Annotated in this window: 18 protein-coding genes; 10 read left to right on the top strand and 8 right to left on the bottom strand. The window is 61.8% G+C overall.

Annotated features, from left to right (window positions below; all coding sequences use genetic code 11):
- Positions 1-40 precede the first annotated feature (40 nt).
- Positions 41-424, top strand: coding sequence for a hypothetical protein (locus tag PAQ31011_RS06245; RefSeq protein WP_039394469.1), 384 nt, complete (start codon positions 41-43; stop codon positions 422-424).
- 54 nt (positions 425-478) lie between these two features.
- On the opposite strand, the gene PAQ31011_RS06240 is transcribed toward PAQ31011_RS06245, so the two are convergent.
- Entirely contained in the window at positions 479-835 is a 357-nt protein-coding gene (locus PAQ31011_RS06240; protein ID WP_150575036.1) for a DUF2288 domain-containing protein, read from the bottom strand.
- Between the two features lie 145 nt (positions 836-980).
- Here PAQ31011_RS06240 and PAQ31011_RS06235 point away from each other — a divergent pair, with 145 nt between their 5' ends.
- Positions 981-1,403 carry a hypothetical protein gene (locus PAQ31011_RS06235; protein ID WP_039394462.1) on the top strand — a complete coding sequence of 141 codons (423 nt, stop codon included), beginning with the start codon at positions 981-983 and terminating at the stop codon, positions 1,401-1,403.
- A gap of 106 nt (positions 1,404-1,509) precedes the next feature.
- Here the strand turns inward: PAQ31011_RS06235 and PAQ31011_RS06230 are convergent, their stop codons facing one another.
- Both PAQ31011_RS06230 and pepE read right to left on the bottom strand, forming a co-directional pair.
- Positions 1,510-2,454 (bottom strand): DMT family transporter, encoded by a 945-nt coding sequence (locus PAQ31011_RS06230; protein WP_246179410.1) that lies wholly within the window; start codon positions 2,452-2,454, stop codon positions 1,510-1,512.
- Positions 2,455-2,633: 179 nt separating this feature from the next.
- On the bottom strand, positions 2,634-3,347 hold the full coding sequence (pepE, locus tag PAQ31011_RS06225) for a dipeptidase PepE (protein WP_246179409.1): 714 nt from the start codon (positions 3,345-3,347) through the stop codon (positions 2,634-2,636).
- Between the two features lie 440 nt (positions 3,348-3,787).
- Between pepE and PAQ31011_RS06220 the strand changes: the two genes are divergently transcribed.
- A complete protein-coding gene (locus PAQ31011_RS06220) occupies positions 3,788-5,968 on the top strand; it encodes a malate synthase G (protein WP_150575035.1) in 2,181 nt (726 codons plus the stop codon).
- A gap of 74 nt (positions 5,969-6,042) precedes the next feature.
- On the opposite strand, the gene PAQ31011_RS06215 is transcribed toward PAQ31011_RS06220, so the two are convergent.
- Positions 6,043-6,696, bottom strand: a complete 654-nt coding sequence (locus PAQ31011_RS06215) for a hypothetical protein (RefSeq protein ID WP_150575034.1) — start codon at positions 6,694-6,696, stop codon at positions 6,043-6,045.
- A gap of 289 nt (positions 6,697-6,985) precedes the next feature.
- Here PAQ31011_RS06215 and PAQ31011_RS06210 point away from each other — a divergent pair, with 289 nt between their 5' ends.
- Entirely contained in the window at positions 6,986-8,266 is a 1,281-nt protein-coding gene (locus PAQ31011_RS06210) for a DUF445 domain-containing protein (RefSeq protein WP_246179407.1), read from the top strand.
- A gap of 31 nt (positions 8,267-8,297) precedes the next feature.
- Here the strand turns inward: PAQ31011_RS06210 and PAQ31011_RS06205 are convergent, their stop codons facing one another.
- The gene (locus tag PAQ31011_RS06205) at positions 8,298-8,999 is read right to left on the bottom strand and encodes a hypothetical protein (RefSeq protein ID WP_150575033.1); all 702 of its coding nucleotides are present in this window, start codon (positions 8,997-8,999) and stop codon (positions 8,298-8,300) included.
- 208 nt (positions 9,000-9,207) lie between these two features.
- Positions 9,208-10,569 (bottom strand): hypothetical protein, encoded by a 1,362-nt coding sequence (locus PAQ31011_RS06200; RefSeq protein WP_150575032.1) that lies wholly within the window; start codon positions 10,567-10,569, stop codon positions 9,208-9,210.
- 355 nt (positions 10,570-10,924) lie between these two features.
- Here PAQ31011_RS06200 and PAQ31011_RS06195 point away from each other — a divergent pair, with 355 nt between their 5' ends.
- The gene (locus tag PAQ31011_RS06195) at positions 10,925-12,064 is read left to right on the top strand and encodes a porin (RefSeq protein ID WP_150575031.1); all 1,140 of its coding nucleotides are present in this window, start codon (positions 10,925-10,927) and stop codon (positions 12,062-12,064) included.
- A 154-nt stretch (positions 12,065-12,218) separates the two neighbouring features.
- Entirely contained in the window at positions 12,219-13,208 is a 990-nt protein-coding gene (locus PAQ31011_RS06190; protein WP_246179477.1) for a nucleoside hydrolase, read from the top strand.
- 114 nt (positions 13,209-13,322) lie between these two features.
- Here the strand turns inward: PAQ31011_RS06190 and PAQ31011_RS06185 are convergent, their stop codons facing one another.
- The gene (locus PAQ31011_RS06185) at positions 13,323-14,276 is read right to left on the bottom strand and encodes a LysR family transcriptional regulator (RefSeq protein ID WP_150575768.1); all 954 of its coding nucleotides are present in this window, start codon (positions 14,274-14,276) and stop codon (positions 13,323-13,325) included.
- A gap of 285 nt (positions 14,277-14,561) precedes the next feature.
- Between PAQ31011_RS06185 and PAQ31011_RS06180 the strand changes: the two genes are divergently transcribed.
- The 4 genes from PAQ31011_RS06180 (at position 14,562) to PAQ31011_RS06165 (ending at position 19,292) form a co-directional block, all read left to right on the top strand.
- Positions 14,562-15,953 carry an NCS2 family permease gene (locus tag PAQ31011_RS06180; protein WP_150575030.1) on the top strand — a complete coding sequence of 464 codons (1,392 nt, stop codon included), beginning with the start codon at positions 14,562-14,564 and terminating at the stop codon, positions 15,951-15,953.
- Between the two features lie 70 nt (positions 15,954-16,023).
- Complete coding sequence (locus tag PAQ31011_RS06175) at positions 16,024-17,133, top strand: adenosine deaminase family protein (RefSeq protein WP_150575029.1); 1,110 nt, start codon at positions 16,024-16,026, stop codon at positions 17,131-17,133.
- A gap of 254 nt (positions 17,134-17,387) precedes the next feature.
- Complete coding sequence (locus PAQ31011_RS06170) at positions 17,388-17,873, top strand: hypothetical protein (RefSeq protein ID WP_150575028.1); 486 nt, start codon at positions 17,388-17,390, stop codon at positions 17,871-17,873.
- Between the two features lie 162 nt (positions 17,874-18,035).
- Positions 18,036-19,292 (top strand): hypothetical protein, encoded by a 1,257-nt coding sequence (locus PAQ31011_RS06165; protein ID WP_150575027.1) that lies wholly within the window; start codon positions 18,036-18,038, stop codon positions 19,290-19,292.
- A gap of 70 nt (positions 19,293-19,362) precedes the next feature.
- Here the strand turns inward: PAQ31011_RS06165 and PAQ31011_RS06160 are convergent, their stop codons facing one another.
- The gene (locus tag PAQ31011_RS06160; RefSeq protein WP_150575026.1) at positions 19,363-20,577 is read right to left on the bottom strand and encodes a hypothetical protein; all 1,215 of its coding nucleotides are present in this window, start codon (positions 20,575-20,577) and stop codon (positions 19,363-19,365) included.
- Between the last annotated feature and the right edge of the window lie 60 nt (positions 20,578-20,637).

Genomic DNA, 20,637 nt, shown 5'->3' with positions numbered 1-20,637 from the left:
CCGCTGATCTCGTTCTTGCCCGCTATTTGCGGCTGCCGTCATGCCGGAAGCTACGCCCAATCAACCGATTCGTCTGAATTTCAACACCCGCCGCGCGTTGCTGTTCGCGCTGACGGCAGAGCGTCTGTCGGCGTTTTACGAGCATGGGCAATGGATGACGGACAAGCAGGGCGCGACGCTCGCCCAGATGTGGCTATCGCGTTCGAAGTTGCAATTGCCGCTGGATGAGCGCCGTCTGCTGTCGTCGTTGAGCGACGATTTCGCCCGCGAGCTGGCGGGCACGCTCTCACGCGAAGCCGGGTTGTACACGGCGCATGAGATGACGGAATCGCTCGACGCGGACTATGCGTACGCGTCAGTGGTGGCGCAGGATCTGCTGGAAGATTGCACGCGACGCCTCGTTGAAGCGGGCATCACGGAATAGGGCCAATCGTCGGCCAATGCGCCACCATCTGCGCGCAGAATGGCCGGATACGTGTCAGGTCTTGATACCGCGCTCTTGCACGAGCACCCACGGTGCCACGACGACGGCCCACAGTTCGGGCGTACGTGCGGCGAAGTCAGCGGCGGTGTCGGCCTGCATGCGTTGCACCATGCCGGACGTCAGCCATTGCGTGACAGCCACTTTGTCGTCGTTGGCGACGGCTTCGGCGACCGAGACGAGGTCCCCGCCGGGCGTGACGAACAGCAGAACGCCGCGCGCGAAGAACGACTCCAGATCCTTCCAGTCGATCTTGGCGGTTTCGCCGAGCAGGCGCAGGTAGACCTCGCTGGGCTGCGTGGACGCATCGGAGGGCGTGGCGTGGGTTGAATCGGTGGGCTTGGCGGAATCCATTACAGCGGCCGGTGAAGAAAACCCGCATTGTAATGCGCCCCGGCGAGCGCGACGGTGGTAGCATCGGAACCCCGCGTGCGGGCCGGTGTCGCAGTCACATGGCACGGCTGCCGCGAGGTGGCTAACGTTTTACCGAGGACCCCGCATGCCCAAACAAAAAACCGACCCCAAGCTTGAACAGGCCCTGACGCGCGGCGACCTCGCCATGCGCCAGATCAACTCTGCCCGTGCAACCGCGCTGCTGCGCTCACTTGGCGAGATGATCGTGGCCGCGTCGGCGACGATCGGCGTCGAGGCAACGGTGGATGTGCCGAACGGCGACAAGGTCTACGACCCGGAAGACGGCGTCTGGCCGCAGGCGCTCGTGGTGTCGTTCGACGGCCCCATCGAAGAGATGGACGAAGAAGAACTGCGTACGGTGCAATTGATCGCCGACAAGCATCCGGAAACGTTCGTGGCGGTGTGGCACCGTGCGGACGGCAAGATCGGTCGTCAGGAAGCGCGTCCGCTCGCGATGGTCGCGTTCCTGACCGACGTCGAAGTGCCCTGGCTCGACGACGACGCTTAAAAGCTGCATCGATGCAAACGAGGGACGGCACCACTGCCGCCCCTCGCTTCGCACGCACCTGAACCGCCGCCCGAGGCTCACGCCCGGGCGGCGGTTTCGTTTGATGTCATTGGCGTTGCACGGCCTCGCGCGGTCCTGCGACCACGCGCCGATGCCAGACCGCGATCACGAGTCCGACCGCAATCCCCCCCGCGCCGAGCCAACCGGTCTGGCTGAGGCCGTCCCCAAACACGGCGAAACCGAACGCGGTGGCAAACAGCGGATCGCTCGTCTCGATGATCTGTACTTTGCTTGCCTGTCCGTGCGCCACAGCGCGCGTGGTGAAGTAGAAGCCGCCAATCGTGGGCAACAGGATCAGGGCGCTCAACGTCAACCACTGCCAGTCAACGGGCAGCGCGAACCCCTCCTGCATCAACGGGACCGACAGAAATACACTCCCGAACCCAAACAACCAAACCAGCTGCGGCAGTCCTGCGCCGATGCCAAACGCTTTAGAGAGAAAGATGAAGAGGGCGTAGCCACATCCGCCGGCCAGTGCGAGGACGATGCCTGCGACCGATCCGGTGACGCCGCTTTCGGAGAGACTCATGACACCGATACCCACGACGATCGCCAGAAATGCGACGGCCTTCTGGCGCGTGATGCGCTCGCCCAGGCAGAGCCCGGAAAGCACGATGGTGGCCCCGCCAGCGGCGTAAGTGAGAAAGGAGACGAGCGGAATCGACGCCTGTGCGAACGCTTTCGTCTCGAAGAAATAGAGGCAGAAGATGCCGAGAAACGCGAGGCAGGCGAAGTGATACCAGCGAGGCGCAAGCGCGGCCGTCCGCGTGCGCAGCGGCTGAGTCCTGCAACAAAGGACGAACACCAGCACGAACGCCCCGAAGCACTTCCAGAATGCAATCGACGCCGACGTCGCCCCTTGCTCGAACCCGAGACGCGTCAACACGCCGATCGAGCCATTCAGACCGGCCGCAATCAGCGCGCAGGCTTCGGAGCCAAATCGCACATCGGGCGCTTCGGTCGGCTTGATACCGATATCTCTCTGTTCCACGATCCCCTCGATAAGCCGTGTGCTTCGGGGGGAAAGCGTCGTAAATAAATCGAGTCGGGATTGTGCCAGCAGATGCCCATTGGCGGACGTCAATTCAGCGCCGAACGAGCGATTTCAGAATTTACGGATGACGCAGCGCAGTGAGTCACCCGTAAGCAAAGCAACGTCGCCTTAAAAAATCAGATCGACGCCAACGCAAACGTACTGCCAGTAGCGATCTTGTCGACGGCGCCGCCCTGACGGAAATGCAGGGCGTCGAATTCGCCGAGGACCGTCGCGCTGTCGCCGTGCACGTGCAACGCCACACCCTCAGGAATCGCGACGACGCCCTCATCCGGGTTGATCGCCAGATACTCCGCGAGACGCTCCTCACGCGACTCTCCGTTGTGCCCCGACGGCTTGCCGCTGATGAAGTGCGGGTTCACCTGGAACGGCACCACGCCTATCGCCTTGAGCGTCGGCGGCTCCACGATCGGCATGTCGTTCGTCGTGCGGATGGTCGGGCACACCACGTTCGCCCCTGCGCTCCATCCCACGTACGGCATGCCCGCATTCAGGCGCTCACGCAGCAACCCCACGATGCCCGCGTTGTACATCCGGTCGAGCAGCACGAACGTGTTGCCACCGCCGACCACCACCGCTTCCGCCTGCTCCACCGCCGCACGTGCGTCCTTGTGATGATGGATCGACGTCAGCTCGTAGCCGAAACGCTCGAACGACGGCTTCACGCGCGATTCGTACTCGTCGAAGCTGAACGTGATGCCACCCGCGTACGGCACGAACAGCACCCGCTTCGCGCGCCCCTTGAGCACCGCATGCACCTGATCCTCTGCATGCTCCAGATAGCCCGACACGCCCTTGCGCGAGCTGCTCATCATCAAGATCTGTTTCACGACTTCATGCCTCCTGGGCAGATGGTCTTTTTGGGGGAAACATCGAGTGTACCCGTCGCACGAACGATCAAATTCATGACGGAAGGAAAACGCCACACCGCATTCTCGGCGTCACTCCCCCATTTCTCATAAAGTGAAACGCCATACCGAATGCTGCAACTGCACACGAAAATTCGGGCATCGGCGGCAAAGCCTTATGGCGTCGATGTCATACGCAAACCCTTATCCCACCTATAAGCGGGGCGGGTGCCGGGACGCGAAATCCCGGGTTTCCGAGTGACCTGAGAAGGATTACACTCAGACTCTTATATAAGACTGACCCCGATTGCCCCATAACGTCTGTTCTTCTGACGATGTGACCGTCGCGAAATGCATCGGCGCACCGGCAAGAGGTCAGACGGAGTCGCGTCAACCTGGTTTTCAAACTCGAGTACAGCATCATGACTTCCACTTCCAAGCGTGGCGGCCTGACGGTCGCAGACAATCTGATCGCGTTCATCGAAAAGGAAGCCCTACCGGGCACCGGTGTCGATGTCGACGCGTTCTGGAAAGGCTTCGACGCCATCGTCCACGACCTCGCCCCGAAGAACCGCGCACTGCTCGCCGAGCGTGACCGCCTGCAAGGCGAACTCGACGGCTGGCACCGCGCCAACCCGGGCCCGATTGCCGACGCTGCCGCCTACCGCGCCTTCCTCGAAAAGATCGGCTACCTGCTGCCCGCCCCGGCCAGCGTAAAGGCCACGACGGCCGAAGTCGACTACGAAATCGCCGAACAGGCCGGCCCGCAGCTCGTGGTGCCGCTGTCCAACGCACGCTACGCCCTGAACGCCGCCAACGCACGTTGGGGCAGCCTGTACGACGCCCTGTACGGCACCGACGCCATCCCCGAGACCGGCGGCGCCGAGAAGGGCACCGGCTACAACCCGAAGCGCGGCGAACTCGTGATCGCCTTCGCACGCGGCTTCCTCGATCAGGCCGCACCGCTGGCCGAAGGCTCGCATAAGGACGCCACCGGCTACGCCGTCGAGAACGGCCAGCTCGTCGTGACGACCAAGAGCGGCAAGACGACGCTCGCCACGCCGACCCTGTTCGCTGGCCATCAGGGCGACGCCGCGAAGCCGACCGCCGTGCTGATCAAGCACAACGGCCTGCACTTCGAAATCCAGTTCGACGCGAATCACCCGATTGGCAAGACCGACGCCGCCCACATCAAGGACGTGCTCGTCGAAGCGGCCGTGACGACCATCATCGACTGCGAAGACTCGGTCGCCGCTGTAGACGCCGACGACAAGGTCGACCTCTATCGCAACTGGCTCGGCCTGATGCAAGGCACGCTGACGGAAGAAGTCGCCAAGGGCGGCAAGACCTTCACGCGGCGTCTGAACGCCGACCGCGAATACACCGGTGCCGACGGTCGCGCGCTCAAGCTGCATGGCCGCTCGCTGCTGTTCATCCGCAACGTCGGCCATCTGATGACGAACCCCGCCATCACCGACCGCGACGGCCACGAGATTCCGGAAGGCATTCTCGACGGCGTCGTGACCGTGCTCGCCTCGCTGCATGACCGCAAGCATCGCCTGAACTCGCGCACCGGCTCGATCTACATCGTCAAGCCGAAGATGCACGGCCCGGCCGAAGTCGCGTTCGCCGACGAACTGTTCGGTCGCGTCGAAGACCTGTACAGCCTGCCGCGCAACACGCTCAAGATGGGCATCATGGACGAAGAGCGCCGCACCAGCGTGAACCTCTCGGCCTGTATCGCAGCCGCTGCCGCACGCGTGGCCTTCATCAACACGGGCTTCCTCGATCGCACGGGCGACGAAATGCACACCGCGATGGAAGCCGGTCCGATGATGCGCAAGGGCGACATGAAGTCGTCGGCATGGATCACGGCATACGAGAAGAGCAACGTGCTCGTGGGTCTGGCTGCGGGCCTGCGTGGCCGCGCACAGATCGGCAAGGGCATGTGGGCCATGCCGGACCTGATGCACGCGATGCTCGAACAGAAGATCGCGCATCCGAAGGCCGGTGCGAACACCGCCTGGGTGCCGTCGCCGACCGCCGCGACGCTGCACGCGCTGCACTACCACGTGGTCGACGTGCAAGCCGTCCAGCAAGAACTCGAAAAGATCGATTACGCGAAGGAGCGCGACGCGCTGCTCGCCGGTCTGCTGACGGTGCCGGTCGTGGCCAAGGCCGAGTGGAGCGCTGAGGAAATCCGCAAGGAAATCGAGAACAACGCGCAGGGCATTCTCGGTTACGTCGTTCGCTGGATCGATCAGGGCGTGGGCTGCTCGAAGGTGCCCGACATCAACGACATCGGCTTGATGGAAGACCGCGCGACGCTGCGTATTTCGAGCCAGCATCTGGCGAACTGGATGCGTCACGGTGTGATCACGCGCGAACAGGTCGAAGAGACGATGAAGCGCATGGCCGCGGTCGTGGACAAGCAGAACGCGGGCGACAAGCAGTACGTGCCGATGGCCGGTAACTTCGACAACTCGCTGGCGTTCAAGGCCGCGAGCGCGCTGGTGTTCGAAGGTCTGACGCAACCGAACGGCTACACCGAGCCGCTGCTGCATAAGTACCGTCTTGAGTTGAAGGCGAAGCAGCGCGGTTAAGCGCGATACCCCGGGCGATACCCGGCGAGACGGCAACGAACTTCGTGCCGTCTCGCTGGGACACCGCCGCTGCGTCATGCCGCGAGTTGAAAGTCCCCTGTGTGGCGAACAGTTATACGTTGCAGCAAGGACATCTCAAATTCCATAACGGCCGCCCACTCTTGTGGGCTCGAATCGGTCACACTATCCCTGTGCAAGGGATATGTCACCGGAAACCCGGCAGACATCATGGCGTCAGTATGCCGCCCGCCGTACGACAGCACGTTCGCCCCTTTTCCATCGTCTCTCCCCAGCGAGAGCGCCGTCTTGAGAATTGACGACGGTTCCTGAAACGCCGTTTCCATTCCGCCGATACCAAACTGGTTACTGCATAGCGTGATCTTGTCCGGCCACGTGACGATGTCGAAGACAGCAAACCCTTCGCACAGTGCGTACCGAATCGACAGACATTCGTCGGCCCCTCCGCAGACAACGACTACCGTGTTGCGGGCCGTAACGGAGCCTCCTGCTTGCCTGCGCACTTCCAGTGCCGCCATATCGCGAAACATGCGATCTTTGGCGTCGGCCAGGATTCTGCCCGCTTCGTCCATGCAGTCGATCAGCACAACGTGCTTGCCTACAAGCTCAGCCCGTAAAAAATTAATGACGCCCGGATCAACAGCATCTGCGGGTTTCGCTGGGACTGTCACATTGGCAGACGCGGTTGCTCCGCAGAGATCGGCTCGCATGATGGTTGCTCCTTTTTGAACGCGAAATGCCCGGCGAAAACCATTCGCCAAACTTTGTGCGCCGGCGTCTCACAATTGCACTGCGTACGAAGGCGCACCACCGGCACAGTCTTACGCAACGCGTGACCGGCGACTTTTGTTATTCGCTTTTGGCAGACACTCGATTTCTCCCTAATCGCCGCTGCGCCCCGAATGCCACGCTCCCGCGCATTCCCCCGGGGACTTATCACCTGAGGCTCGCCGAGTTACCCTGTTGCACGTCTTCGTCATTTTCAGGAGCCGGCTGCGCATGGATGTCATCGATCCCGCCATCGCCCTGCAACGCGCCGAACGGCGCGCGCTGTCATTCCTTCTCGTCGCGCTGGCGATCTTCATCGTCACCCTCTTCATGCCTGTGCACTTCCTGACAGGCTGGGTCCGCGCGGCAGCCGAAGCGGCGATGGTCGGTGGACTGGCGGACTGGTTCGCCGTCGAAGCGCTGTTCCGTCGTATCCCGATCCCGGGACTCTCGCGACACACGAACATCCTCATCCGCAAGAAGGACGCCCTCGGCGACGGCCTCGCCCGCTTCGTGCGCGAGAAGTTTCTCGACACACCGTCCGTCGTGCGCCTCATCGAACAGCAGAATCCCGCCGACGCACTCACGCGCTGGCTCGGCTCCTACGAGAACACGCGTCAGTTGAGCGCTGTGCTGGTGAAGGTCACGAGCGGTGTGCTCGACGTGATGGACGAACGCAACGTGCAGGCCTTCATCCGTCGCGCGCTCGACACGATGATCGACCGTCTCGATCTGTCGCAATCGGCAGCTGCGATTCTCGACACGCTCACCCGCGACGGACGCCATCAGGCCTTGCTCGACGAAACGCTCGACTATCTCGTCGAACTGCTCAACGAGCCGCAAACGCGCGAATTCATTTCGGCGCGCATCGTCGATTGGCTCAAGTCCGATCACCCGAAGAAGGAGAAGGTCTTGCCGTCTGAATGGATCGGCAACAAAGGCTCTGACATGATCTCTGCGGCCGTCACACGACTGCTTGCTCAGATGGAAGCAGACGAATCGCATCAACTGCGTCAGGCATTCGACCGTGCAGTGGCGGGGCTGATCGAACGACTGAAACACGATGCCGATTTTCAAGCGAAGCTAGACGGCTTCAAAACCCAACTGAAGGGCGACACCGCGTTGAACGCCTACGTCGGCGGTCTGTGGAACGAATGGCGTAGTTGGGTGAAGCAGGATCTCGCGAAGGAAGAGTCAGTGATCGGCGCGAAGATCACTGGCGCAGCGGCGTGGATCGGTCAGGAACTCGCCCGCAGCGAATCGTTGCGAAAAGCGCTCGACGCGCAACTCAGAGATGCGGCCGAGCGCATGGCCCCGGGCTTTGCCGACTTCGTGACGGAACACATCCGCGCGACGGTGCATGGATGGAACGCGGAACATCTTTCACGACAAATCCGCCTGAGCGTCGGCCAAGACCTGCAATACATCCGCATCAACGGCACGCTCGTCGGCGGGTTGATCGGCGCGGTGCTGTATTTGATCGCTCAGGCACCGGTATTGATGGGACGTTAGGGGCAAACGCGGTCGTTGATATCGGTTCCGATTATTGGGGATCCGACTTCAGCCGCATATCCATCCAACCCCACTTGCCGTTGATGAGCGAATGCTCCTGCTCTTCCACGTTGCTTCGATCCAGGGTCGCGTACATGGCATGGAATCTGTCGCCGGGATCTCTCGCGCTGGGGTGCGCCTTTTGCCATCCTTCGACCGCAATTTTCATGGCCTCAACCACGAGCGGCGTCTCTGACTCCGGCAAGCACGCAGGCCTTCCTGCTTCCGGGGCATGCGCGACTTCGATGAAGTGCGTGCAGTGAAGATTGCGAATCCCCTCGGGATCGCCGGGGAACACGATGCCGATGGATTCGATGGGCTTGCCGGGGCCTTTTTCATTGAGGGCGTTGGCGTAGCGGAAAAACATATTTACCCGGTTGCTACCGCCGTACGTCAACAGCACAAGTTGGTCACTTGGATACGGACGCTTGCCGCCGTGCGTTTGCCCGTCCTCCGATTGATGAAAGCGCTCCTTCAATAGCGTCAGGTGCTCGGCGTAATATTCCAATTGAATATCAAGCGTCGCCTCATCGGAACCGGGTCCGTAATCGCCAAGCACCATGAGGTATTTCGATCCTATGGCCTCGGCTAGCGCCGCGCGGTAGGCGCTGTCGGTTGCGGCGGGTCCGGTCGTCTGTGTGACGGCGAGGGCATTCGGGGGTTGAACCGTCCCGGTGTTAAGAGCAGAAAGCATGGCAATTCTCCTGTCAAACGTTTGCGGAAAATTCACTTGGCCGTGACTCGGCGCCATGTGTTCGTATCGTTTGCTTATCGTTTGTGTGGGCGGGAATCACGCAGTGCGAGCTTTTGACATTGCGTCGGGATAAAGAGACTCGCACGCCTGCATCGTGGGCTTACGCTCCCCGACAAACTTGCGGTTTTCGCTCATCACATCTCATGTGTCACACACGCATGACTTCAGCAGCAGATCCATCGTCGAGCGCCAGCCCATTCCGCGTCCAGCGAACTTCGGGCATTGCATCCGCGTTCTTGAAGAACCGGACACCTGCAGCTTCGAGTTCCGCACGTCGCCTGCGGAAAAGCGCATGTTCATCAAACCAATCCGGATCGGCACGCTCATCCCCTTGCTGAAGACCGTACTCCTCAAGCACGATAACGACATGACCTTCTCGGGCCGCTTCCAGCGCGTCATGGACACCATCCAATGCCGCGCCGAAGATCACCATGATCTGCTTTTCTCCCTCGTTGACCTGCGAAGCAATGCCGAGCACTTCGCTGCAAACCGTTCCGACGTTCAGACCACCATTGCCTCTCGGAAAATCACGCGTGCAAATCATGTGACATTCGGGGTCGCTGTCATCCGTCTGCCGAATCGCGTCATGCGAATAGATGTACAGACAGTCGCAGTGCATGTCATTGGCAAACAAGAATGAACTGTCGCTGCGGCGCGAGTTTGCGTCTTCACGGCAGACGACCGCGTAATACTTAGCCTCGACGGCAGACTTGATACCCAGCTTTTGTGCGACGACTGTCATGGCTTTCGAGACGGCCGGTCTGTCCTTGTAATCCGCAATTTGCGACGTGACAAACGCGACAGTGACCTTGCCCTCGACGTACTTCGCGATCTCCCACGCCAGTTTGGAATCGTAGACGCTCCGAAACATGACGCCGTCAGTCGCACCATCGGTGCAAACGGCTAAACCGTGGTCGTTTGCTAATTCTGCGTGGCATGAGGCCGAAGCGTCCTCGAAGGCGATCACGGTAAATCCGTCCGCCCGCGCAGCCCGCACGTGACCGTTCGACTGTGGATTTCCGGGCAGGAGTAACAGGCTTTTGCCGCTCGCCGCTTCACCAACGACGTCAAGGATCAATCGCTTCCTGCCATGATCGATTGAAACAAGTCCAGATCGGTACCAATCGGGCAACTCGGGTAACCATAACCGAGCCTCGCGTTCGTGATAATTTCGTCCGGTTTGATGAGCGGTGATTTGGACGAGAAGCAATGAGCATCGGTATGCCGCAGCGCGAATTTCGTCGACATAAGCGCACGGGCTTTCCATGACGATGACTAAACCCATCCCCGGTGTTAGTGCTTTCAGATCCATCAGCGCTGCAATAATCGCCTGTCGAGCCAAGTGGGGAGTTTGAAAACCCTCCAGATCGCCCGCGATGACGACTGCATGCTTGCCGTTGATGCAACTTTCGAGCTGCCATTTGAATTCGTCGACCTGATCACGCTCCAACGCCGCATCCGTACGTCCGATGTTGAGCGACGCCAAAGACAAAGTGCCACCAATATTCATCCCAGGTCTCCATGAACACGCGTTCGTATGCCGTCATCGTGTTCCTTCGAGCCAGCGGATCACTTGCAGTAATCGCCCGGGTTAGCGGCCGGCGATCCGTCGGCGCACTGTCTGCCGTACGCAACGCCCTTGCCAACGTCGTTACAAACGCCCTGTTTTGGGGCATCCTCTCGCGCAACAAGGCCCCATGCGGGCTTAGCGTCGATCCGAAGAGCGATCGACGCTAATATCGATAAAATTTATCGATATATAAAAAATCAAAATTATATTTATACAAGACCCTTCCCTATAGTTCGGTCCGAATCGCGCCAACTTTCGCAAGCGCGCGGACTTAGACCTTAGAGAAGCACACCTCATGAAGACCACGATTCTGGCCCGCCTGGGCCTTGCCGGCTCTATCGCTGCCATCGCCGCCATGGGCCTCGCCGCCACCGCCGCACACGCACAAAGCAACGTCACGATTTACGGCCTGATCTCGGGCGGCGTGGGGTATGTGAGCAATACGGGCGGCAGCAAGAATTGGCAGGCACTCTCGGGCACCAACCAGAATCCGCGCTGGGGCTTCCGTGGCTCCGAAGACCTCGGTAACGGCACCAAGGCCATCTTCACGCTCGAAGCGGGCTTCAGCATCGTGAACGGTACGGGCGCACAGAACGGTCGTGCGTTCGGTCGTCAATCGTTCGTCGGCCTCTCGGACAAGACCTGGGGCACGTTCACGCTGGGTCGTCAGTACGACACGATTCACGACTACGTTGGCCCGATCATCATTTCGAGCAACGGCGTGAACATCGGCGATAACGACAACGGCTACAACGACCTGCGCATGCAGAACTCGGTGAAGTGGGTCAGCCCGACGGTTAGCGGCTTCCACGGCACCGCGCAATACGGTTTCTCGAACTCGGCCACGGGCTTCCGCAACAACAACGCCTACAGCTTCGGCCTCGGCTACAAGTACGGCGACTTCGACTGGAACGCCGCCTATGCGCAATACAACAATCCGTTTAGCGGCACGAACAACGACGGCGCCATCGCCAACGACTACGCCAGCCCGCTGCTGATCTTCTCGAAGAGCGCCACGCGTGCGAACGTCTTCGCGAGCCAGCAACGCATCTTCGCCACGGGCGGCTTCTACCGCTGGGGCCCGGCGCTCATCGGCGCGATGTTCTCGGACGTGAACTACACGTACCTCGACAACTCGCACCTGCATCTCCAGAACTACAACCTGACGCTGAACTACAACGTCACCCCGGCGCTGGTGCTGGGCGCGGCGTACGGCTTCACGTCGGGCAAGTACGATGTGATCAACACGCGCCCGCAGTGGCATCAGGTCAACCTGCAAGCCGACTACTGGCTGTCCAAGCGTACGGACGTCGCACTCACGCTCAACGCACAGCAAGCCGCAGGCGACGCCAAGTACGCACAGCTCTTCGGCTACGCTGCGTCGAGCACCAAGCGTCAGATGGCCGTGACGCTGGGCATGCGCCACACGTTCTAATTCAAGCGGGTTCGACAACATGACGACAATGACCGAACTGAAAGACACGACGACCGACGACCGCCAGCGCAGCCGTCGCAGCTTCCTGCGCACGTCGTTGGCGGCGTCGATGGCCACCGTCGGTGCATCGATGACCGGCAGCGCCTTCGCGCAAATGACGAAGACCGAAGGTGCCTCGCCGCTCACGGCGGAAGGCTCGCCGCGTCGCACCGTGATCATCGACTGCGACCCGGGTCAGGACGACGCCGTCGCCATCCTGATGGCGTTGGGCGCGAGCGATCAGATCGACCTCAAGGCGTTGACGGTCGTGGGCGGCAACGTGCCTTTGAGCCTGACCGAGCGCAACGCGCGCATCGTGCGCGACTGGGCCGACAAGACCAAAACGCTGCCGGTGTACGCCGGTTGCCCGAAGCCGCTCATGCGCGAACTCGTGACGGTGGCGAATGTGATGGGCCGCTCGGGTCTCGAAGGCGCGCCGCTGCACGACCCGCGTGCGCCGCTCGCACCGCAGCACGCCGTTACGTATCTGATCGACACCCTGCGCGCAGCGGCACCGGGCAGCATCACGATCGTCGCCATCGGCCCGCTCACCAACATCGCCACGGCACTGACCGCCGCGCCCGAAGGCGCGAAGGCCATACGTGAAATCGTGTTGATGGGCGGTGCGTGGTTCGAGCGCGGCAACTACACGCCGGCGGCGGAGTTCAACATCTTCGTCGACCCGGAAGCCGCGAGCATCGTGCTCGGCGCAGGCGTGCCGGTGACCATCGTGCCGCGCGACGTCAGCCTCAAGACGCTGATCACGCCGGAGCGCGTGGCCCCGTTCCATGCACTGAAGAATCGCTGCGGCCCGATCGTCGGCGACATCTTCAACGCTGCGCTGGCGTATCAGAAGCGCCGCCGTGGCGTGGACGAAGCCCCGATGTACGACCCGTGCACCATCGGCTATCTGATCGACCCGACGATGTACGGCGGCCGTCGCGTGAACGTGGCTGTGGAGACGACGGGCCAGCTCACGCTGGGTGAGACGGTGGTGGACTGGAACGGTCGCACGAAGCGTCCGGTGAACGCCCTGTGGCTCACCGACATCGATGCCGACCGCTTCTACGCAACACTGCTTGAGCGCATTTCGCGTCTGCCGTAATCGCGCGGCATCGCAGAACGACTGAAGCAAACGAACACGGCGGCCCATCGAAAAGATCGGCCGCCGTGTTTGTACGTATGAACCGACGATGAACGCGCGAGAGGTGCCGTCGATTCACGTCGCCAGATGTTGCGCAATCCAGTCGCGGCACGCACTCACCTGCGGGCCGCGCTCTTTGCCGACGAGCGACATCAGCGCGACGGTGCGCGTCACACGCGGCGCGATCACGTCGAGCGCCACGAGCGCGGGGTCATGCAAATGCAGGGTGTAAAGCTTGGGCAGGATGGCTAACGCGAGACCGCTTCGTACCAGCGCATAAAGCGGCTCGGTGTATTCCATGCGGTACTTCGGTTCGAGTCGCAGGTTTTGCGAGCCGCCCGTGCGTTGCAGGGAATCGCTGACGTTGCCGCGCACGAACACGGCCAGATCGCGCTCGGTGAGTTGCGACCAGTTGACCGACTCGGCGGACGCCAGCGCATCGTCGCGACGCGCCACGAGCACGATCTCGTCGTCGAACAGATCGTCGCAGCGAAAGCCTTCGGTGTTGGCCGCGTGACCGGCTTCGTCGGCCTCGTCGCGAATCCCGACGCCAAGGTCGATTTCGCCCCGGGCGAGCGCGGCGACCAGTTCGCTGTTCGGCAGATCGGACAGCGCAAAGCGCACGTTCGGATGAGCGTCTCGCAAGCTGCCCAACACCGGCAACAAGCGTGCAGCGACCGACGGAATGAAGCCGATGCGCACCGTCTGCGCCTGCAACGTGAAGGTGCTGGTCATGTCGTCGAACGTGCCGCGTGCGGCGTTGAGCAGTCGCTCAGCCAGCGGCAGGATGGTGGTGCCGGCTTCGGTCAGCGTCAAACGATGCGCCGAGCGCTCGAAGAGACGCCCGCCGAGCAGGAACTCGATCTGACGGATGGCGGCGGTGAGCGCCGGTTGCGTGACGGAGAGCGCCTGCGCTGCCTGCGTGAAGCTGCGTGAATGGGCGAGGGCGACGAAGTACTGCACCTGCCGCAGCGTCAGCGCGGGCAGCGGCGGCACCTGCGGGGTGGCTGTGGAAGCGGTGGCAGCCATGGAAGCGGCCGGTGTTGTGGACGCAGGCGGCTCGCCCGCGCGGTTCGCAGTGTTTTCGTTACGACGGGACGAACTCGCCATGGCACGCTCCAGAGGTTCCGGCAGTCAGTGTGCCGGACACAACAGTTTTGCGACGCTGGCCAGCCAGGGTGACCCCGGGGAAGCCCCGGAATTCGCCAGTGTCACGAAGAATAGATTCGAATTATCGAATCATAAGTAATTTCATTTTTTATTTATAGTCGCACGCACGTAAAGTGCCACGCAAAGACCTTCTATTCTTGGCTTATGCAGACCTCTTCTCCTGAGCACAACGAGCGCGTAGCGCCTGCCGGGCACGGCCAATCCCATGCGGCGACCGCCCCCGGCGGCTGGCTTGAGCGCCGTTTCGCCATTGGCAAACGCGGCTCCAGCGTGCGCACCGAAGTACTCGCCGGTATCACCACATTCCTGGCTGCGGCGTACCTGCTCGTCGTGATTCCGTCGCTGCTCGCCACGGGCGGCATGGATCGCGGCGCGGCCACCACGTCGGTCATGCTGGTGTTCGTGCTGTTCTCGCTGCTGATGGGCTTCTACGCGAACCTGCCGTTCGTCGTCGGTCCCGGCATCGGCGGCTCGGTTATCGTGGGCGTCACGCTCGCGGCCACCGAACACGTCGCCTGGCAGACGGGCATCGCCATCGCGTTCCTCTCCGGCCTGCTGTTCCTGCTGCTCACGGTGATCGGCGCACGCAGCGTCGTGGCGCGTCTGATCCCGACGGCCATCAAGCTGGGTCTCGGTGCCTCCATCGGCCTGTTCATCGCGGTGCTGGGCGTGCGTAACGCGGGCATGGTCATCGCCAATGCCAAGACGAATGCCTTCGCGCTGGGCGACTTCAGCAAACCGGGCACCATCGTGGCGCTGATCGGTCTGGGCGTTGCCGTGCTGCTACAGGGCCGCAAGGTGCCGGGCGCGATCCTCTGGTCGATTCTGATTGCCGCACTCGCCGGTGTGCCGCTGGGCGTGACGAAGGTGCCCGAGTCGTTCATCTCGCTGCCGCACAGCATTGCGCCGGTGGCGTTCCAGCTCGATCTGAAGAGCGCGCTGACGATCTCCGCACTGCCGTATCTGTTCGCCTTCTTCGCGGCGGAATTCTTCTCGACGCTGGGCACCACGCTCGCCGTCGGCGGTAAAGCCGGTTTGCTCGACGAGCACGGCAATATGGAAAACATCAACCGTCCGTTCCTCGTCGATTCGATTGCGGCGACGGGCGGTGCCCTGCTGGGTATCCCCGCACTGACGGCGCTGGTCGAATCGGCCGCCGGCGTCGAAGCGGGCGGACGTACCGGTCTGACGTCGATTGCCGCCGCCGTGATGTTCGCGCTGGTGTGCTTCTTCGTGCCGGTAGCACTGGCCATTCCGAAGGAAGCCACGGCACCCGCACTGATTCTCATCGGTCTGTCGATGTTCAGCACGATCCGTCATGTGCCGTTCGACGACTTCAGCGATGCCTTCCCCGTCCTCGCGATGGTACTGCTCACGCTGCTCTCGAACAGCTTCGGCACCGGTATCGCGGGCGGCCTGCTGTGCTACGTGCTGGTCAAGGCGCTGATGGGCCGCTTCAAGGAATTGCCGTGGGGCCTCTACGTGCTGGCGCTGCCGCTGGCGTATTACTTCTGGACGGTCGTGGGGCGTCACTGATCGACCGGCTGGCGCACGAGACGCCTCGCGCCGGCCCCCCATGCCGAAGACTTCACCAAGACAAGACGTTATGACAGAGACACCGGGCCACGTGCCCGCCGCACGCACCGGCGTGCAGATTCAGCAAGCGCACCGCACGTTCTTCCATGCGATGCCGAAGGTGGAATTGCATTGCCATTTGCTCGGCGCAGTGCGTCACGACACGTTCGTGGCGCTCGCCGAAAAGTCGAACGCGCCGCTCGATCGCGCCGAGATCGACGGCTTCTACACGCGCGGCGAAAAGCCCGTCGGCGTGCTGCGTGTGCTGCGCGCGCTCGACGAACATCTGCTGATGTCGCCGGACGATCTGCACCGCATCGCCTACGAATATCTGGCGGACGCCGCCGAGCACAACGTGCGCTACAGCGAGTTCTTCTGGAACCCGACGGGCACCGTGCGCACGTCCGGCATTCCTTACGCGAAGGCGCAGGACGCTATCGTCGCCGCCATTCGCGACGCCCAGCGCGACTACGGCATCATCGGTCGTCTCATTCCGAGCATCGACCGTGAAGCCGACCCGCGCGAAGCCGTCGAAATGGTCGAGTGGATGCGCGCGCATCGCGCCGACGAAGTCATCGGCATCGGCATCGACTATCGCGAGAACGACCGTCCGCCCGAGCTGTTCTGGAAGGCCTATCGCAATGCGCGTCTCGCAGGCTTCAAGACGACGGCGCACGCGGGCGAATTCGGCATGCCCTGGACGAACGTCGAAACCGCGGTCGAACTGCTCAAGTGCGACCGCATCGATCACGGCTACACCATCGTCGACGCGCCGGACTTCGCGCGCGAATGCGCCGAGCGCGGCATCGTCTTTACCGTCGTACCGACGAATTCGTACTACCTGCGCACGCTCACACCGGAGCGCTGGGCGAAGGATCACCCGATCCGTCGCATGCCCGGCCTCGGTCTGAAGATTCATCCGAACACGGACGACCCGACACTGCACAAGGTCAACCCCGCGCAAGCGTGGGAGCTGATGTTCAGCCACTTCGGCTTCTCGCTCGGCGACCTGCGCGAGTTCATGCACAACGGGCTGGACGGCGCGTGGATCGACGACACCACGCGACGCGACTGGCACCGCAGCTTTGCTGCGGACTTCGACGCCGCGCGCAGTGCGCTCACCGATTCATTGGCGGGCTGACACCCCGCAGCAACACGTTTCCTTGGTCTCACCCGACCTTCAGCCGCCTTCGGGCGGCTTTTTTTTGCCTGACGATTTACCCGACGACCGGCCGAACGATAAAAGATTTCAATTCGAATTACACGAATCGGGCAGACGGGAAATATCAGAATCATTTCGCATGATTCACCCCAAATACGCGCACCTGTCTATTCGACGTGACAGCGAGCCATTAACATGCGTCCCGGTTACAACATCTACCGGAACACCGCATCATGCAACACCCATTCCGCGCGCTGCCACACGGCACGGAACGCACTAACGATTCCCCGCAACATTCGCCACTCACGGGAATGCCGCAACGTCAGCTGAACGAAATGCTCGACGTCATTTCCCATCGCTTTGGCCTGCATGGCCTTCAAGCACAAGCCTCTCCGGGTGCTGGCATTACGCTCGATAACGGCGATGCGCTCTATTTCCGCGCCAACGAAACGGTCGATACGTTCGACGTTTATTTCCGTGTCGACGTGCCACCGGCGGTGCTGATTCAGCCTCATCTAATTCATCTGATATCGGAAAACTGTTTTTCTGATATCACCCGCTCTCCGATGCTTTTCATTGAAGAAACGGAGGGCATCTTATTACTCGGATTCACGGACGTTGATTATGAAGATATTCATAAAGATGCTGAAGGGAATATCGACGTATTTTTCTCCGAGTACCGAAAGCTGGTTCAATTTCTAAGAAACGAGGTCTATTAATTCATTATGTTGACAGTTCATTCCAACCTTGCGCGCGTGCATTCCACCGGCAGCCTTCTTGAGATGACGTTGGGCGCGCAGATGATGAGCCGCGCACGCGTCGCAAGCGAGTTCGACAATCGCGCACTGGAGCGGCATGTACAAATGGCGCCGGAACGGCCCATGCCCGCCCTGAAAATGGGCTTCGGACGACTCACACGCACCGATTCAACGGACTCTGTCGATTCGCTGCCCGACATCAAGGTGTTCGATGAGTTTCGCAGTCGCGACGCCGGACGCAATCTCTTCGATTGCGCGCCTTACTACGCGAAGGCTTCGGCACGCGTGGAGTTCGAGCGCAAGCTTGGGCAGACGCTGTGCGATGCCCCCGAGATTCGTGACATCGCGCGACGCATCCGTGCGCTGACCGGTGCACCGATGCGGTTCGAGGACTTCGACGCCAAAGCGCAGGCGAAAATCGTCGCCGAGCAGGTTGGGATTGGCGGCGCAGACGAATGTCTGAACTCGCGCGATACGCTCGACGCCCACGTGCTCGCGACGCTGATCAAGGCGGAAGCCGAGCATTTCAACGACCCGCACGCCCCGGACGAGAAGCGCCGCCGCAACATGTTCAATGCCGCACCGCACCGCGAGAACCCCATGCATCCGTGGAATCTCCGCGAGTTCGACGTGCCCATCGCCGAGATCAAATCGCCGATTCAGCTTCCCGATCGTATTCGCGACGTCATGCAAAGCCGCTGGGAGACGTTACGGCACAACCCTGCGGGCGAAGATGCGTTCCTCAAGGTCCTCCAACGTTTCGGCGTGGATCGCGTGATGCGCGAAGAGGGATTCGCAGCGGGCGCGAATGTCGTCGACTACATGTTCCGATGCGACCTGGATGAGCGCCGCAAGCTGCTGCACGACGTGCTGGACATCACGTGGAGCACGGCGGAGTACACCAACGACGAAGACAACGGACGGTGGCTGAATCCGATTGGCGCGCATGTCCGCCAACATCGCACCGGCGACCGCTCGAACATGGTCAGGACGTCGGACCGCAACGATCCGGCGATCATCAACTTCGCGCTCGGGGCCATCGTGCACGACAAGCCTGTCATCTCCGGACCGAGCGGACATACGCTGCGCTACCTGAACCACTACGCACAGTGCCGCGCAATAGCGTCATATTCGGGCGACGTTTCGGATTGGCCGTCGCTCGCCGAAGCGCGCATGGTGATGATGGCGAACCTGATGCCACCGAAGAACCACCACTCGTATCACGAGATCATGTCTGCATCGATCGGTGTTTCGGACGGCACAGAGATGCTTCACTATCGCGACCGCGCCACGTATGCGGATCTCAACGATACGGCGCTCGGCGCCCAACTGCTGTCGAAGTTGAAGGAAGAAGCGCGTCGTATGCCTGCGGACGCGTAGGTGAAGGGGTAACGGTGCGATCAAAGGAGCGATTCGACGCGGCGGGGGACTGGCGTGACGTCAGCCAGCATCACGACTCGTCGCCCGAGCTTTCGCTTTCGGTGTCGAGCGAGTAGTCGAGCACGACCGGTTGATCGTAGGCGCGCAGCGATTGCGGCGCGTCGACGAAGCGATCCGAGATGGCTTGTGCACGACGTGCCGCCACGTCCGGCGTCGACGCCAACGTCGACTGCGCGATGTGTTGCACTTCGTTTGCAAACGCCATCCCGATGCGCTGGCTACTGCGGTGAAGCACGAACTTGCCGTTTGCCGGATCGAACAGGCCGCCCTGTGTTCGACTCTCCGCTTCGACTTCGGCGCATGCCGCGCAGGGTACGAAGCGCCCGGCCATCGGCACGGTGATCAACGCGTTGTCTGGCAGGCCCAGTCGGGTGGTCGCCTCGCGATGCCACACATCGACATGCTGGGCGATGGCCGACTCGATGCACTGCTCGGCGTGCATGGTTTGCGTGACGCCAGCCGGCAACGCAGCAAGCTTCGGCGTGTTGCCCTCCATCGGCGTGTGCACGACCAGATCGCGGAACGTCGGCGTAGCGCTCGCGGCGTCTTGCAGCACACGGCACAAGGTATCGAACGCATCGTCGAGTTGACGCAATGCGCTGTCTACCGGTAACGCCCCCTCCGAGGGTCGTCCAATGCCCGCTGTCACTTCGGCACGCGCCGCTGTGCGCATGCCCGCCAGCCCGTGACCGTCGACATAGTGATGTCGCAGTTTGGCGATATCACGCACGCGCCGGGACATCACCATCGCGTCCCAACGGCGTACGTCCTCTCGTGCAGGACGCCGTGGCGCGCCCATCATCAGACTGTCGTCCGTCAGCGCGAGATGCAACGCTTCGCGAATGCGGCTCGCATGAAAATTCGACGCGATATGCACGCGTCCACCGAACACGCTCACCTGAACTTCCAGCGGATCGATATCGAAGCGCGCACGCATCGTCATGTTCACGGCGATCGCGATATGCCGCAGCGACTGCGTGACGCGGTCGAAGCCGAGATAGCGCTTGGGTGCGGGCGGATCGATGGGACGGCGCACGATGCGCGACGCGTCCGACGGGCTGAGGTAGTAGTAGCGAGCGGGGTCGTTCGGCACGCTCGATGTCTGCGGTGCCTGCGATACACAACGGGCGGCAACCCCACGCGCGATGACCGAATCGAGGGCCGAGGCTTCATATTCGGGCAGCACCTGCGCGTTGTGAAGCGAGCGGGCGAGGGAGTCGGTCATCCCGGTCGCCGCGTTGATCGGTTCGGAACGACAGACCGCGTCCTGCGAGGCTCGCAAGCC

Origin of the sequence: Pandoraea aquatica (genome assembly GCF_902459565.1) — a bacterium.
GTDB lineage: Bacteria > Pseudomonadota > Gammaproteobacteria > Burkholderiales > Burkholderiaceae > Pandoraea > Pandoraea aquatica.
The sequence above is the reverse complement of the archived record's forward strand: the minus strand, read 5'-3'. Positions and strand labels throughout refer to the sequence as shown.